Genomic DNA, 14469 nt, shown 5'->3' with positions numbered 1-14469 from the left:
CGATTTCAGCGTTTGCCGTTTTTTCCACTGTCATATTTAGCGGCCAGTTGGGCGAAATTTTGAGCTTCGTTTTTGTGCCCCAGCGCTTCGTGCATGAAGGCCAGATTGCCGTACGGAATGGCGAGCGATTTTTCGTCGACCAGATTGCGCTTCACCGCCTCCTGAATGTGTTGCACGCCGGCATCGGTCAGTTGCAGCGCAAAATCATGGTTGCCATCGTTCCAGTACGAAATGCCCATGCTTACCAGCCACTCGCCATAATGGCCCTGCTGGTTGCGAAGCGTCGCTGGAAGGGGACGGTCCAACAGCGGGAATGCCTTTTCGTACCACGCGATGGCGGTCTTATGATCGTTCCGCTGCAAGGCATGCAGGGAACCCATGCGGTAATACAGCCAGCCGAGACGGAAGACATCGGCGGGCGTTTCGCGACGCCCTTTCGCGCCCGTTTCCAAATATGTGATGGTCAGCGCGGTGTTAGGTAGCGCATGCTGCACCGCGCCGTGCAATTCGTCGGCCATGAGCCCATCGGCTAGCGCAATTCCCAGAGTCCATTGCAGGGCGTCTTTCGTCCACGGATCGGTGGCAACCTGAATCAGCGGTTTTCCGGTTTTCAACGCCATCCGCGCCCAGGGGATAGAATCGACCTTGCCGTCGGCCCCGGCGCAGGCCCGCAAAGCGCCGAGAGCCAAATGCAATCGCAAGCCGGGATCTTCATCCTCATGGGCGATAAAATCGTCGACGTATGCCTGCGCCCGCCCAAGCCACTTCGGCACGGCCGTTTCTTTTTCCTGCCAAAAGCCGCAAGCAACGTCGTGGGCTACGGCCAGATGCGCGTCGATCAAAATCAGCTTGGCGGCGCGGCGCACGAGCAGCCGCTTATCAATCGACAACGGGTCGGCTAATTTAATCGCCGTCTGATGATGCTCCAGGGCCGATTTGTAATCGTGCACCGGCGAATCCGCCTCAATGTCGCCCAGCTCGCACAGCGCCCGGGCCTTGATTTCGTTGGCCAGGTTGGTGGCGGCCATCACATTCTTGATTTCCTGCGCCGCATCGTTGTAATGCCCTTGCTGACTCAAAATTTCGGCGTGCGTGAGATGATATAACGGTTGCTTTGGGCTGATTTCTAACGCCGCTTCCACGTCATCGGCGGCTTCATCGTAGCGTGCCAAAATGGCCATCAGCCGGCCACGCAGCCATAGTGCTCTGGCGTTTTTGGATTGATGTGCAAGCACGTAATCCAAATCGGCCAGGCTGGCGCGCGTGTGAGATTGCAATTCCACTTCCGCCCGCAAGGCAAAGGTAGAGAGGTCGATTTTATCCAGCACGACGTGCGAAACCCGCTTGCCGTCGGGCGTAATGCTAAACAGCACGCCTCGTTCCGGATAAGCCTGGCCCAGCAGTTCGCCGGAATCGTCGGGAACATCCACGGGACGGACATCGGTTAATTGCAGTTGCTGCGCCAGAACATCGGTGGGCACCGCTTGATCCAGATCGATGACAATCGAACGCACTTTGCCGTCGGCCACGGTCACTTCCACGTGCGGAAATGTCGGCCGTGTGAAATGGAGCACGGTTTGATTGTCGTCATGCGAAACTTCTTCGCCCTTGCCCCACTTCTCGGTCAATTGTTCCATCGTGGTGACGCCCGGCTGCACGCCGCTAAAACTGGCGGGCTCGACCGGGCCGGTGGGCCGGGAGGGTGGATCGTCAAACGTCGTCGCGAAAATGGAAGCCGATGGATCGGAATCTGTCGCGGGCGCGCCGCTGGTGCTGGTTTCCTCTTCGGAAAATTTTCCATCGGTTGCGCTGGAAGCGTTCGCGGCCGGCTCGGCAGCATTCTTCGCCGGCCCTTGAATCGCCGGACTATGAGCTGCTGCGGGCTTCGCCGGATAATTTAGCTGGTGCGCCGAAACATCTTCCAGCGACCTTATCGACGGCGGCAGTTCTTGCGGTGTTTGGTTGCTGTCTACGGCGCCGCTAGCGCTGTCGGTGGAGGAATCCATCGCCGAACTGTCGGCGCCGCAGGCAGGACCGCCCCAGCCGAATGCCCAAACTGCTAGGAGCAAAGCCAGCAACTCGATTCCATTTTTTCTGGCGGCACGAAAGCGAGCGAAGTTATAAAACATCGCGTGTTCCTCCCTGAACACTCTCGATGAGCGTTAATCAATCGGTTTGTGTACAGTTTTCCGGCGCGCAACCCGCGCAGGCGGCAAAGGATAGCGAGGCTACCACACGCGGTCCAGAGCAGTCGTGGCTAGCCGCTTCTTCAATTCGGCGTTTCCTCCGGCGACAGCAATGCCAGCACGTGCGCTTTTGCTGTGCTCAAATTGCCCGTTTCCAACGCGTCGGCCACCGCTTGCAGCCGCTGGATTTGCTCGCTGGTGAACGGCAATGGCTCGCCAAATTTCGGCTCCTGGGGCACCACCTGGCGAATGATTTTTTCCACCAGCAAATCAAGCCCTTGCCCTGTAACTGCGCTCACTTGGATCGAATTTGGAAAGATGCTGCCAGGACGGTCGGGCGTTAACAGATCGCATTTATTCTGCACCAGAAGCGCCCTGGGCCAGGCATCCATCAATGCTCGCAGCTCCCCAGACCAGGATTGCGTGGCGTCGAACACCAGCAGCAAAGCATCGGCGGCAGAGGCTTGCTCCTGAGCCCGCGCCACTCCCGCCGCTTCCAGTGGATCGGCCGTGCTGCGCCATCCGGCGGTATCGCATAGCTCAATTGGCCAACCCGCCAGCGCGGTAAGCGCGGTCACCACATCGCGGGTTGTGCCCGGCTGATCGAACACAATCGCCCGTTGGTAACCGACCAGGGCGTTTACGAGGCTGCTTTTGCCTACGTTGGGCGGTCCAGCCACCACCACACGCCACGGTTTCGTAAGGTGCAGCCCCAGCGGCGCACGGTCCAGCAAGGTTTTGGTCAAACTTTGGGCGGCAGAAAGGCCGTCCGGGCCGTCGTTTATCGCGGCGAGAATTTTACACAGGGCGGTTTCCAGCGCGCCGTGATATTGATCGAGCAGTATTTCCGCCGTCCGAGTTGTAAGTGCTTCCACCAATGCAATTCGTGCCGCGGCGCGAATCGCAGAACTTTCGTGCTGACCGATATGCTCACGCCAGTCTTGTTCTTCCGCACCGGCGGCAATTAGATCGTCCAAAATTCGACGCACGGCTGCTGCGCCGCCATGACAATGCACTTCCAGGCCGCGTAAGTCTCGGCGGCAAACAATCACATCTTCGGCCGCTTGGCTTCCCCAGCGGCCATACACAATTTGCCCCAGCGGCCGATCGGCTAGTGCCCGCGCAGATTTTGGCTGAAAAAAACGCTGCACTATTTCCATCGCCAGCGGCCCTTCGACGGCCACCACGGCGACTGCTCCGCGGCCGGTGGGCGTCAGCATGCACGCCGTGGTTAACGTGCCGAGATCATTTCCCATGAGTTTCGTCCGGCTTCGCTAGTGCAATGCCGGCTAGCGCCAAATGTTCCACGTATTCTGCAGCCGGATCGATCTGCTCTGCCACCGATGGCGCTGCGCCGCCTGTGAGAAAAATCTGTGGCGGTTTCGCCGGGCGCGGAACCTGCTGAGATAGTTGCGTAATCAATTCGCGAATCGCCCCGACCGCGCCCCAAAACAGTCCGCTATGAATGGCGGCTAGGGTCGACGTGCCCAAGGCAGAGGGCGCGCCGGATAACTCTTTCAACGGGCTGAGTGGCAATAAGTCGGTGAATTGATCCAGTGCACGGGCCGACATGGCAATGCCCGGCAAAATGGCTCCGCCGCAAAATGTGCCGTCGGCAGCGATCAAATCGACGGTGATGGCGCTGCCTACGCCGATGGTAATTGCGGCCCGGTCCGGCTCGCGCAACTGGTTAATGGCCACCGCGCCAGCCAAGCGGTCAACGCCCACACGTTCCGGATGCTCCACCGCGGCAGAGATAGGCAAATCGGTGTTGGTCAACATCCGCACCGGCCAGCGATTTTGAATCCAGCCGGTAAGTTTCGCAGCCGCGGGGCGGTTTACGCTGGCAATCCACCAGGGCGTTCCCGTCGGCACATCGTTTAGCCATTGTTGCAGCGATTGCGGGTTCCAGTCGTCGGTGGGCATGGTGTGAGCGCGCAGCGGCGTTGGCAACCCCTTATGCGTCGTCTGCGAAGCACCAGCCAGTGCAGCAAACAGCCCCAGCTTGATGCGCGAGTTGCCAATATCGACGGCGATGAGCGATGGCATGCGAAACGGTAATCGTCAGGAGTGTGGAGTCAGTGCCGGCGTTATTTTTTCACTGCCAGCCTGTTTTTGTTCGCTCAACAGCTTTGTGATTTGCCACAGCAATTGATCCAGGCCTTCGCCGGTGACGGCGCTAATGGCCAATACCTCGCGCCCGATCTCGCCGGCGAGTTTGGCCCGCACTTCTTCAGCACCGGGGAGTTCACATTTGGTGATTACCGCAATTTCCGGCCGCGCGCCAAGCTCTGTCGAATAACGCTCCAGCTCGCTGCGGATGATGCGGTAGTTATTCAGCGGATCGGAACCGTCGACAGGCGCCGGTTCCACCAGATGCACCAAAATGCCAGCCCGCTGAATGTGCCGCAAAAATTCGTGCCCCAAGCCCACTCCTGCATGTGCGCCCTCAATCAACCCGGGCAAATCAGCCAGCACGAACGAATGATCGGACGTCAGATAAACAATTCCCAGATTCGGATACTTCGTGGTGAACGGATAATCGGCAATCTCCGGCTGAGCGCGAGACAGTCGAGCCAAAAGCGTGCTTTTGCCGGCGTTGGGTTTGCCGATCAGGCCCACGTCGGCAATCACTTTCAATTCCAAAATCAATCGGCGTTGTTCTCCTCGGCCGCCAGGGGTACATTCGCGGGGAGCGCGGTTGGTGGAGGTTTTGAACGCGGCATTGCCTTTGCCTCCCTTGCCGCCATGCGCGGCAATGACTTGCTGGCCGGGTTCCACCAAGTCTTTGAGCGCAAGACCGGAGCCGGCATCGATCACCACGGTTCCCGGTGGGACTAGCAGGATTAAATCTTCCGCGCTGCGGCCGAAGCAATCGCTGGATCCGCCCGGCTGGCCATGTTCGGCGCGCCAATGCTTGCGGTGCGCAAGCGCAGCCAAACTGTCAACGCCCGGCTGAGCGCGTAGCACCACGCTGCCGCCATGGCCGCCATCCCCGCCGTCGGGACCGCCGCGAGGAATGAATTTTTCGCGGCGAAAGCTCACCGCACCGTTTCCGCCGTTTCCGGCCGCAATTTCAATTTCTACTCGATCGACAAACATCAGTGCTGGGAGTCTTGTTTCAAAGTGATTGTGAGCCCGTAATTAGGCCGCTGGTGGTGCAACCATGAGGTAGTTATAGTCGAGAGACTTGCCGGTGTCTGCCCGCCGTATTTGGCCGGCCCGCCCGGGCGTTCTGTCCACAGTTTGCCGTTTGCCCAATCATGCTCCGAATTCGTTTCGTATGGTTTGCGTTGGTTGTTCTGGCTCTGTCGGGCTGCAGCAAAAATTCTTCTGCCACGCCGTCCGAAAATGCCGCGGCCGATCAGCTTCGCCAAATGCAGGCGGTCGCCATCGAGCAAGGCAATGCCGACTGGGGCTACTGGGGCCCGCAACCTTCAAAATACACCGGCTGGACGACGCACTCCAACCGCCTCATTCCCGTTTACATCTTTGGCATGGATCTTAACAGTGTGCGGGGCGAACACAGCGTGTACCGCAATTCGGAGCGTTTGCAGCAATTATACGGCTATCTTCCGGCCGAAACACTGAATCCGCAGGCCGAATACTTTGACGAAACCGACATTTACCACTTGCAGGAAGCGGCCGTCGCCCAGGGGAAACAGCGAATTATTTTATTTATTTTCGACGGCATGGATTGGTTTAACACCTGGGCGGCCGCTTGCTACAAAACCGGTACGGTGCCGTATCACGAAGGCCGCGGCAGTGGATTGCACTTTCAAGATTATCGTGGCGCGCCGACTGACTTTGGTTACATGGTCACCAGCCCGCACAACGAGGGCACCAAAACCGACGTGAACGCCCAAGTGGTTAACAACGTAGGCGGCAAAACGCGGAGCGGGTACGATTGGAAGCTGGCCGGCGAAACACCGTGGGCGACACCGATCGATCCGGAATACCCGATCGGCAAAAGCCGCCAGCTGCCGCATCCCTATACCGATTCGGCGGCCTCAGCCACTTCAATGAATTCCGGAATCAAAACGTACAACGACGCCATTAACGTCGATTCGGAAGGGAACCACGTCGAAACCATCGCCCAGCAATTGCAGCATCGCGGTTGGAGCGTGGGCGCGGTGACCAGTGTTTCGATCAGCGATGCCACACCGGCAGCGACCTACGCCAACAACGTGTGGCGCGACGATTACCAAGATATTTCCCGCGATTTGGTCGGCCTGCCGTCGATTTCGCACCGCCAGCAGCCGTTGCCAGGGCTCGACGTAATTATCGGCACGGGCTGGGGCGAAACGACCACCGCCAAAACTTTGAAAAAAGACGTGGAACAGCAGGGCGAAAATTTTGTGTCTGGAAATCGATACATCACCACAGCAGATTTGGAAAAAATAGATGTCGATCATGGCGGCAAGTATAAAGTGGTGCAGCGTCAGTCGGGCATGAACGGCCGGCAGGCGCTGGCCGCTGCGGCAGCGGCAGCGGCGGCCACTCACGAGCGGCTCCTGGGTTTGTTTGGCGCCGGTGATCGCAGCCATTTGCCGTACCGGACGGCCGACGGGAATTACAATCCCACGGTCGGCGTCAAGAAGACGCAGGAGCATTACACGCCGGCCGACATCGAGGAAAACCCACGCTTAACCGATGTGGCGCTGGCGGCCTTGGAAGTGTTGTCGCAAAATCCAAAGGGCTTGTGGTTGATGATTGAAGCCGGCGACGTCGATTGGGCCAACCACGACGACAACCTCGATAACTCCCTCGGCGCCATTTTCGATGGGGACGATGCCGTGCGGGCTGTCACTCATTGGGTCGAAACGCACGGCGGCTGGGACAACACCGTGCTCATTGTCACCGCCGACCACGGTCATTACTTTCATATCACCCGGCCGGAAGCGATTGCCGAAGCCGGCAAGAAGTAAACTGCTTTCGCCGGTCGCCGCCTAATTTGAATTAAGAAACGGAGTAGGTGGCTGGGGTCGAACGAAGTGAGCCCCCAGCGGCTTCAATTCCGGGGGCTCGGCGGCCTCGACCCCGGCCACCCACGGCTACTAACGGAGCGATTTCAGCCACTCATGCAGCACCCAGCCGACTTTGGCGATGGAAAGCGACGAGCAATGGGCCGGATCGTCTTCCTGCGTGTGCCATTGCGGATAGCTGGTAGCGGGGCCGAAATCGCAAATGATGTCGCACGTAGGAATGCGCCCCAAATCGTGCAGCATGACGTGGTCGTCGGTCACAGGCACGGGCGTGGTTTTGGATAAAAACTCGGTGACTTTGAGCCGGGCCGCGGTATTCCAAATTTCTTCGACAATCGGGCGAGTGTCGGCCCACATGACGCCGTTCAACTCTTTGGGCAGCCGTAAATTAATGCCGGCAATCATGTCGAGCACCACGGCACAGCGGTAGCGGTACGGCGGCGGATCGATGGCGTATTGGCGGCCAAAATATTCCGAGCCCACGCAATAGCTGCCCGTATCCTTGTCTAGCGTCCGATCCCAATACACTAAATCTTCGCCGTCGACCAGCAAAAAATCGACGCCGTAGGGACTTTGGAATTGCGGCATGGATTTACCCAATTCCATCAGCAGGGCAATGCAGGCGGCGCTGTCGTTGGCGCCGACGAATGTGCCCCGTGGATTGCGCCGATCTCGATCAGGAAAGGGTCGCGTATCGTAATGGGCGCATAGCAGCACCCGCTCCTTACGATCCGGATGCCACTGCACGATGATGTTAGTCATCGGCACCGCATCGCCGGTAAGCGGGTTGCGCGCGCGGAAATCCTGCTTCGACACGGTCGCGCCCAGCTTTTGAAAATAATCGATGAGAAATGTTTTCTCGCTTTCAATGGCCTGCGATCCGCTGGGCCGCGGTCCGAAGTTGCACAACTGCTTGAGATACTCGTAAGCTTGGGCGCCGTTGAAGGGAATATCTTCCAGCTTCAAATTCGCCGGGCCCGCCGCTTGCCCCAAGGTTTCGCTGAAAAGAATGTAGCCGGCCACGATGAGGCCCGCCGCCAGCACAATGCCCAGAAATAAATTTTGTCCGGAAACGCCCTTGCCGGCAGTGGCTGCTTTTGCGCCGGCTGCAGAAGGTGATGATTTTGCAGTCATACCACCATTCTACGTGGCCGGGTTTTACAGCGATAGGGAAACCTTACCAGCAGCGACTGCGGGACTGTAGTCTCATGCCCGTCGCCTGGGCAACGATGCCAGCGTTTCGGCGCAGCCGATTCTGACGTGCGCGGGGTGATAATCGTTAATTTTCCATACGTCGCAGGCCGATGAGATTCGGAAAACCCGATTTTCTACGACGTAAGGAACTGACTGCATGCGGACCGAAGACAACGTTCGACAAGAAATCAAAAATCGTACGCTGACCCACATGCTGCGGACGATTCGGACCACACCGGCCGAGACCAACCCATTTCCGCACTTTATTGCCCAGGGGATTTTCCCCGGCGATGTTTATCAGGAAATTTTGAAGCTGTTGCCCGACAGCGCGCTGTATGAAGCCTTCGACTACGACAAATTCATGACGGCCGGAAAGAGCAACCGGGGGCGATTCAAGCTGACTAGCGCCAGCATCGAACGGTTGAGCGCGCGGCAGCGCTCGCTATGGCTGGCGGTGCGCGACGCCTTGGGCGCCCCGGAATTCAAAGCCAGCGTGTTCGATCGTTTGCAGCCGGGCTTAACGTTCCGCTTTGGCGTGAAGGAAGCCCGCAAGCTCGCCGCGTACCCGTTGCCGGAGCTGTTTCGGGAGACCTCGGGTTATCGGATCAAGCCGCATCCAGATACCCGCCGGAAAGTGGTGACCATGCAAATTGCGTTACCTGCCGACGATCGCCAAAAAGATTTGGGCACGGAATTTTATCGCCGCAGCCTCAATCCATTGCACTTGCTGCGCGAGCCGCGTGGATTTGAAGTTGTGAAGACGACGCCATTTTTGCCAAACACATGCTATGCGTTCAGCGTGATCAATTCGCTCAAGCTGAAGAGTTGGCACGGCCGCACGCTGCTTATAGGAGAAGTGGGCACGCGCAACACGATTCTTAACATTTGGTATGCCGATCCGGCCGATGCGAATCAGGACCTGGTCGAGCAGTATTACCAGCGCGCGGCGGCAAAAGCCGCTTGAGCCGCCGCCGGCGCGGCGGATTCGCCGGGCAACTCAACGTTTCCGGTCGTTTGCGCGCCGCGCTGAAAGGGATTGAACCGCTTGAGCAAAGCCGAAAGTCCGTGCCGGCGGGCTGCAGCCTGGGCGGCCGCTTCGCTCACCACCCAATTCAATTGCAACACGCGCCGCTGCCCAATGAAGGTTTTATGGCCGTGCCAGGCGTTGGGCCCATTGCGAAAGCACAGCAGCGTTCCCTGCTCCGGAGGCACTTCGGCAAAGTAGTTATCAATATCATGCGCCGAGCACAATAAGCGCAATCGACCGCCTGCGGCTTCCCACGGCGAGTTGAGATACAGCAGCACGGTGATCAGCTTGGTCTTACTGTCGACATGAATTTGGCCATCTTTGGCGCGCGATTGTCCCCGGACCGTCAGTGTGGCCGGGCGGCCGGTGAGATCGATTTGGAATTTTTCGGCAAAGACAGCCTGCATTTCAGGACCGAGCAGTTCTTGGCTGAGCGCTTGAAACGCCGGTCCAAATCTCAATTTCGAGAGCGGAAAACTCCCGCCTTGCGGGATCTCGGGATAATCGGACTGAATGCGATTCAGCGCCTCCGGCCTGATGAACCAGGGCATAATGCAATGCTCGAATGGCTCGCGCACCAGCTGTGTGCGGCGAAAGACATCGAGATTCAGCATCGACATAAAATTCTCTGTGCCTTGATAAAACGGTGTGGGGATGAAATTAAAGCGCGCCGTGGCAGCGGGCTTTTACGCGGCATCGCGCGAGTGCCAATGTTGATCGATCCACGCGACTGGTCGGATCAATCTCAATTTGCTCCGTATGCCACGAGCGGCCTCCGGCGGCTTCGGCTTGCCGTGGAACACAATGACTTTGGCTGCCGGCGATAATTTCGCCGTCGTGAACCATTGAATGGGCCACTTCGGCAAGCAATGCCGCTTGAAGCTGCAGCACCAAGAATCAGGCCAGTAGTGCAGCAGGCCCGCTTGAATCAGCCGCTCGGAAAGGAAGCACTGATCGGACCGGTAGCTGCGACGCACTTCGTCCGCATGGGCCAGAAAATTGTCTAACAAATCGGCGTGCTTGCCCACTTCAAAACGAAAGACCGACGAATTGCCTTCCTGCCGCCGCGACCAATCGTGGATGATGCAAAAGTCTCCCGGCCGGTATTCAAACAGGCTATCAATGTTTCCGACCACCAACAGGTCGAGATCCAAAAACAGCGTGGGTCCGGCCAAATCGGCCAACTGCGGCGCGAACAGCGCCATTTTGTTCCACGATCCGTAGCGCCCGCCTCCCATTAAATCGGCGGTTGGCAACGGGAAGCTTTCTACGGCGGGGAGAAATCCTTCGTCGTTGTCGGTGAAGCAGACGAAGCGGTGCGGAATGGTCAAATTACGCTGAACCATCGAGTACAAGTTGTTCACGTAGGGGCCGTTGTACATGGTGCCCCATTTCATGCACACCACATTTACTTTCGCGGTTGGCACAGTTCAGTTCCTCGCCCGAATGAAATTCCTTGATTGCAGCCGTAAAGGTGCGGTTCGTATCGACTTGTCTGGGGACCTCAAAAAGCGGTCATCATCATGCCGCGTGCAACCATTGCGGCGCAGTGGTTGGAACGATTGCCGGCTTCGCGGGCTTGGTGCGGAGCACAGAAATTGTGGCCACCACATACCACGCTGTAGCGCCTAAGCCCAAAACGCCCACGCGGCCGGCCCATTCCAGCAGCAAGTAATGCGTCCAAGTGAGCGCACAAGCGGCAACCGCCAGCGAAATCGCCAAATGCGTGTGCTGGTTACGCCAACTGTAAAGCGACAACAGCCACGCCGCGGGCAACCACATCACGTAATAATGACCGCGAAAAACCGGCGACAGGGCCGACATCAACAAGCACGCCAACGAAAATACCACGGCCGTTCCCAGCGCGTCGTTATAGCGCGCGGCAACCCAGCCTGCGGCCAACAACAGCGCCAAAAAGCTGATCTGCAACAGCCGCAAGGTCCACACGGCCCAGCGGCTATCCATGGGCATGGCGGCATCGCGGGTGGCGAACGCGTCAATCAATTGATCATTGGGGGCGCCGCCGAAAACATGCGCCGTCCAATTTCCCAAGCGGTAAACCGCATTCGTTAAGCTCTGATTCCGCTTGCTGTGAACGCTGAAATCGTCATCCAATTTGCCGCCGTCGTCCAGCAGCACGTTGTTGACAAACGTGTTCAAATGCTTGATGTTCGCCGCCGGTCCTATCGCCAGGCTGGGAATGACAAGCAGAAACAGCGCCATGCCAACTGTGGTTCCCAGCAACACGCCGACGGCACGCTGAATCCAATCGCTCGCCCAGCGATGCAGGGCGGCGGTCGCCAGCAGTTGCAGGCATAAAATTCCCACCGGAAGCGCGGGAATTACTTTAACGACTACCGGCAGCGCCAAAATGATGCCGGCCGCCACCGCGCTTTTCCAGGTACGGCTGCTCACTACACAGCGGAATCCCCACAGCAGCAAATACGCCAGCAGAATGCCCACTTGCCCGCGCTGCAGGCAATTCAACACGGGCAATACTACCGTTGCGCCGGCCAGCCAGAAGAAATAAGCAGGCAGGGTGGAGGAATCGCCGGAAGGCAGAACATCTTTCTTCCCGCGGATATTTTCCACTGCGCTCGATGGATTGGTCGCGCTCAGCCATTTCCAAATGCGGCGACACTCGACGTAGCAACCCCACAGTGTGAACAAACTAATGGCGTACCAAATGACCGCCTGCCACTGCGAATTTAACCCTGATAGCGGCGCCACCAAAATTGCAAACAGCGGCGGGTACAAATAATGCCAGCCTCGCGGATTGGTCACAGCATACGGATCGCGGCCATCGAACATCGCCGCTCCGGCCACGGTATACACGGTAAAATCGGAACGATGGTTGCCCAAATTGTGCGCATCAATTTGTGCTCGCCAGCGGACGTCGGTGAGTCCCCACACGACCAGTGCGACACCCAAGATCGCCCACCAAACCGCTCGTCGATTCAAGCGCGGCCGCATAGAATTTCTCTCAGCACAAAATCGCTGCCAGGAAGAACAGAGGAAGTGGCAGTTTCAGCAGGGGGCAAACTATACGAATGCCGTAATGCCCGTGCAATAGCATGCACCACAGGCAAACTGCTCCTACGGTGCTAGCATCAAGAATTGAAAGTCCGATTTTCCAGCCGGCCGCAAGCGTTTATGTTAGCGGCATCCCACGGTTTTATCGAATGGCACTGGAATCTACCAAATGAAAATGCCGCTGCCCGCCGCCGTCCGATTTGCCATCGCTCTCTGGCTGGCGATGCTGGCCCCGCATTCCGCCCGGGCGGAAGAAGCGAAGGTGCGCACCGGGGAAGTGCGGTTTGAACCTACCGGCCAGGAAGAGCACGCCGTTCCGGAGCCGTTTCGCCTGCCGGCCAGCACGTTTTCCTTCCAGCAAATTCCGCAGCCGCAGTCGACCGCGAACATTTCGCTGTCGTTGGTTACCTTTCCTTCGCCGGTGGTAACGGCGGAAGTGAACAACAACACGGTGCATTGCGAGTATTTTCGTCCAGCCAGGCCGGGCAAATATCCGGCCTGCGTGGTGTTGCATATTTTGGGAGGCGATTTTCCCCTGGCCCGATTGTTTGCCAGCAATTTAGCGCAGCATGGCGTGGCGGCGCTGTTCGTTCACATGCCGTATTACGGCGATCGGCGGCAGCCCGGCTCCAGTGCGCGGATGATTTCCACCGATCCGCAAGCCACGGTGCGCGGCATGATTCAGGCCGTGAAAGATATTCGCTACGCCGCCGCGTGGCTGGCCGCGCAGGATGAAGTCGATCCGCAGCAACTGGGCATCTTCGGCATCAGCCTGGGAGGCATCACCGCTTCCCTGGCCGCGGCGGCGGAGCCGCGTTTCAACAAAGTTTGTCCGGTCTTGGCCGGCGGTAATTTAAGCGTGGTGTTGCGCGATTCGCAAGAAAAGCATCTGGCCGCCGCTCGGCAGCAGTGGCTGGCGCAAGGACATTCCCTGGACGAACTGACGGAGCTGATGAAAACCGTCGATCCTTGCTCGTACCGCGCATGTCTGCAGGGTCGAAAAATCTTGATGCTCAATGCCCTGCACGACGAAATCATTCCCCGCGCTTGCACCGACAGCCTGTGGGACGCTTTTGGCCGGCCCAGCATCGAGTGGTACAACTGCGGACATTACACGGCCGTATTGCACGTGCTAGACGCGCTCGATAAATCGGCGGCTTTCTTTAGCGGCGAGCCGAAAAAAACGGACGGTCCGGCGTCGAGTGTGGAAGTTCCGCTGCCGAAAGCCGAATGACCTCGTTCCCAAAGCATCAGCTAGTGGGGCAAATCTACTTTACGGCTGGCAAATTCTGAGCAGGCGGATTCTGCTGCGGCACTGACTGCGGGGGCACTGATTGCTGGGGCACTGCCGGCTGGGGCACTGCCGGCTGGGGCACAGTTTGCGGCATGATTTGCGGCACCTGAATTTGCGGCAACGGAATTTGCATCCCGGGCATGCGAGAATTGCCGTGGAAAGTGACGGGCAGGTCAGATTGCCACTCGCCCAAGGTTACTTTCTTCTTCAGCACTTCGTTTTCGCGGCGAACTTGCAAATCGATTTGATCGCCGCCGGTTTTATTGGAAACCAATATCGTGAATTCCTCGAAATTGTGCACCGGTTGACCGTCGAAGGTAATAATTTCGTCTCCTTCGTGAATTCCAGCCGCGGCTGCCGCCGAGCCTTCCCGTACCTCGCTGATTAAACAGGTGTTCAATCCCGGCGAGCCCCCCACGCCCAAAAACGCGCCATTGCGGCGATCGACTGCCGCTTGCGGAATGGCCGCGGCCAGTTTTTGAGCCGCTTCGACCGTCACTCCAGCGCCGAACAAATCCACTTCCGTCACCTGCGGTAATTCGGCAATTGTCGACAACTCCGCTTCACTCAGCGGCCGGTTGATGACACGCAGCCAGGTCAAATTGCGAACTTCCTTCAACACGCCCAAGTCGCTGGGTTTTCCCTTCCAATTTTTGTCCAGGGTAATTTGCAGTTCGCCGGAATCCATCATCGGAAGATCGCTGGCGACTGTTGCACCCAGCCGACGTAGCGTGGCCAAGGCTTTGTCTT

12 protein-coding genes are annotated in these 14469 nt (G+C 58.1%); 3 read left to right on the top strand and 9 right to left on the bottom strand.

All coding sequences use genetic code 11. From position 1 onward, the window contains the following. Nucleotides 1-5: 5 nt before the first annotated feature. The 4 genes from VFE46_05735 to obgE all read right to left on the bottom strand — a co-directional run bounded on the left by VFE46_05735 (nt 6) and on the right by obgE (nt 5288). On the bottom strand, nt 6-2129 hold the full coding sequence (locus VFE46_05735) for a hypothetical protein (GenBank protein HZZ27491.1): 2124 nt from the start codon (nt 2127-2129) through the stop codon (nt 6-8). A 140-nt stretch (nt 2130-2269) separates the two neighbouring features. Continuing rightward, nucleotides 2270-3442 carry a GTPase gene (locus VFE46_05730; protein HZZ27490.1) on the bottom strand — a complete coding sequence of 391 codons (1173 nt, stop codon included), beginning with the start codon at nt 3440-3442 and terminating at the stop codon, nt 2270-2272. Further along, complete coding sequence (locus VFE46_05725; GenBank protein ID HZZ27489.1) at nt 3432-4235, bottom strand: type III pantothenate kinase; 804 nt, start codon at nt 4233-4235, stop codon at nt 3432-3434. Before VFE46_05725 ends, VFE46_05730 begins: the two co-directional genes overlap by 11 nt. Before the next feature lie 15 nt (nt 4236-4250). After that, nucleotides 4251-5288, bottom strand: a complete 1038-nt coding sequence (obgE, locus tag VFE46_05720; protein ID HZZ27488.1) for a GTPase ObgE — start codon at nt 5286-5288, stop codon at nt 4251-4253. A gap of 161 nt (nt 5289-5449) precedes the next feature. On the opposite strand from obgE, the gene VFE46_05715 reads away from it, so the two are divergent. Beyond that, the gene (locus tag VFE46_05715; protein ID HZZ27487.1) at nt 5450-7114 is read left to right on the top strand and encodes an alkaline phosphatase; all 1665 of its coding nucleotides are present in this window, start codon (nt 5450-5452) and stop codon (nt 7112-7114) included. A gap of 129 nt (nt 7115-7243) precedes the next feature. Here the strand turns inward: VFE46_05715 and VFE46_05710 are convergent, their stop codons facing one another. Beyond that, complete coding sequence (locus VFE46_05710; protein ID HZZ27486.1) at nt 7244-8305, bottom strand: M28 family peptidase; 1062 nt, start codon at nt 8303-8305, stop codon at nt 7244-7246. A 217-nt stretch (nt 8306-8522) separates the two neighbouring features. Here VFE46_05710 and VFE46_05705 point away from each other — a divergent pair, with 217 nt between their 5' ends. Continuing rightward, nucleotides 8523-9329, top strand: a complete 807-nt coding sequence (locus VFE46_05705; GenBank protein ID HZZ27485.1) for a hypothetical protein — start codon at nt 8523-8525, stop codon at nt 9327-9329. Here the strand turns inward: VFE46_05705 and VFE46_05700 are convergent. The 3 genes from VFE46_05700 to VFE46_05690 form a co-directional block, all read right to left on the bottom strand. Next, entirely contained in the window at nt 9299-10012 is a 714-nt protein-coding gene (locus tag VFE46_05700; GenBank protein ID HZZ27484.1) for a 2OG-Fe(II) oxygenase, read from the bottom strand. The genes VFE46_05705 and VFE46_05700 overlap by 31 nt on opposite strands. Before the next feature lie 66 nt (nt 10013-10078). Continuing rightward, on the bottom strand, nt 10079-10819 hold the full coding sequence (locus tag VFE46_05695) for a hypothetical protein (GenBank protein ID HZZ27483.1): 741 nt from the start codon (nt 10817-10819) through the stop codon (nt 10079-10081). Nucleotides 10820-10913: 94 nt separating this feature from the next. After that, nucleotides 10914-12365, bottom strand: coding sequence for a glycosyltransferase family 87 protein (locus tag VFE46_05690; GenBank protein HZZ27482.1), 1452 nt, complete (start codon nt 12363-12365; stop codon nt 10914-10916). Between the two features lie 229 nt (nt 12366-12594). On the opposite strand from VFE46_05690, the gene VFE46_05685 reads away from it, so the two are divergent. After that, nucleotides 12595-13659 (top strand): alpha/beta hydrolase family protein, encoded by a 1065-nt coding sequence (locus VFE46_05685; protein ID HZZ27481.1) that lies wholly within the window; start codon nt 12595-12597, stop codon nt 13657-13659. Between the two features lie 34 nt (nt 13660-13693). Here the strand turns inward: VFE46_05685 and VFE46_05680 are convergent. Further along, on the bottom strand, nt 13694-14469 hold a 776-nt coding region (locus VFE46_05680; protein HZZ27480.1), incomplete at its 5' end, for a PDZ domain-containing protein.

It is taken from the genome of Pirellulales bacterium, from assembly GCA_035656635.1.
GTDB lineage: Bacteria > Planctomycetota > Planctomycetia > Pirellulales > JADZDJ01 > DATJYL01.
Note: the sequence above shows the minus strand (reverse complement) of the source record. Positions and strands in the feature narration are given on the sequence as shown.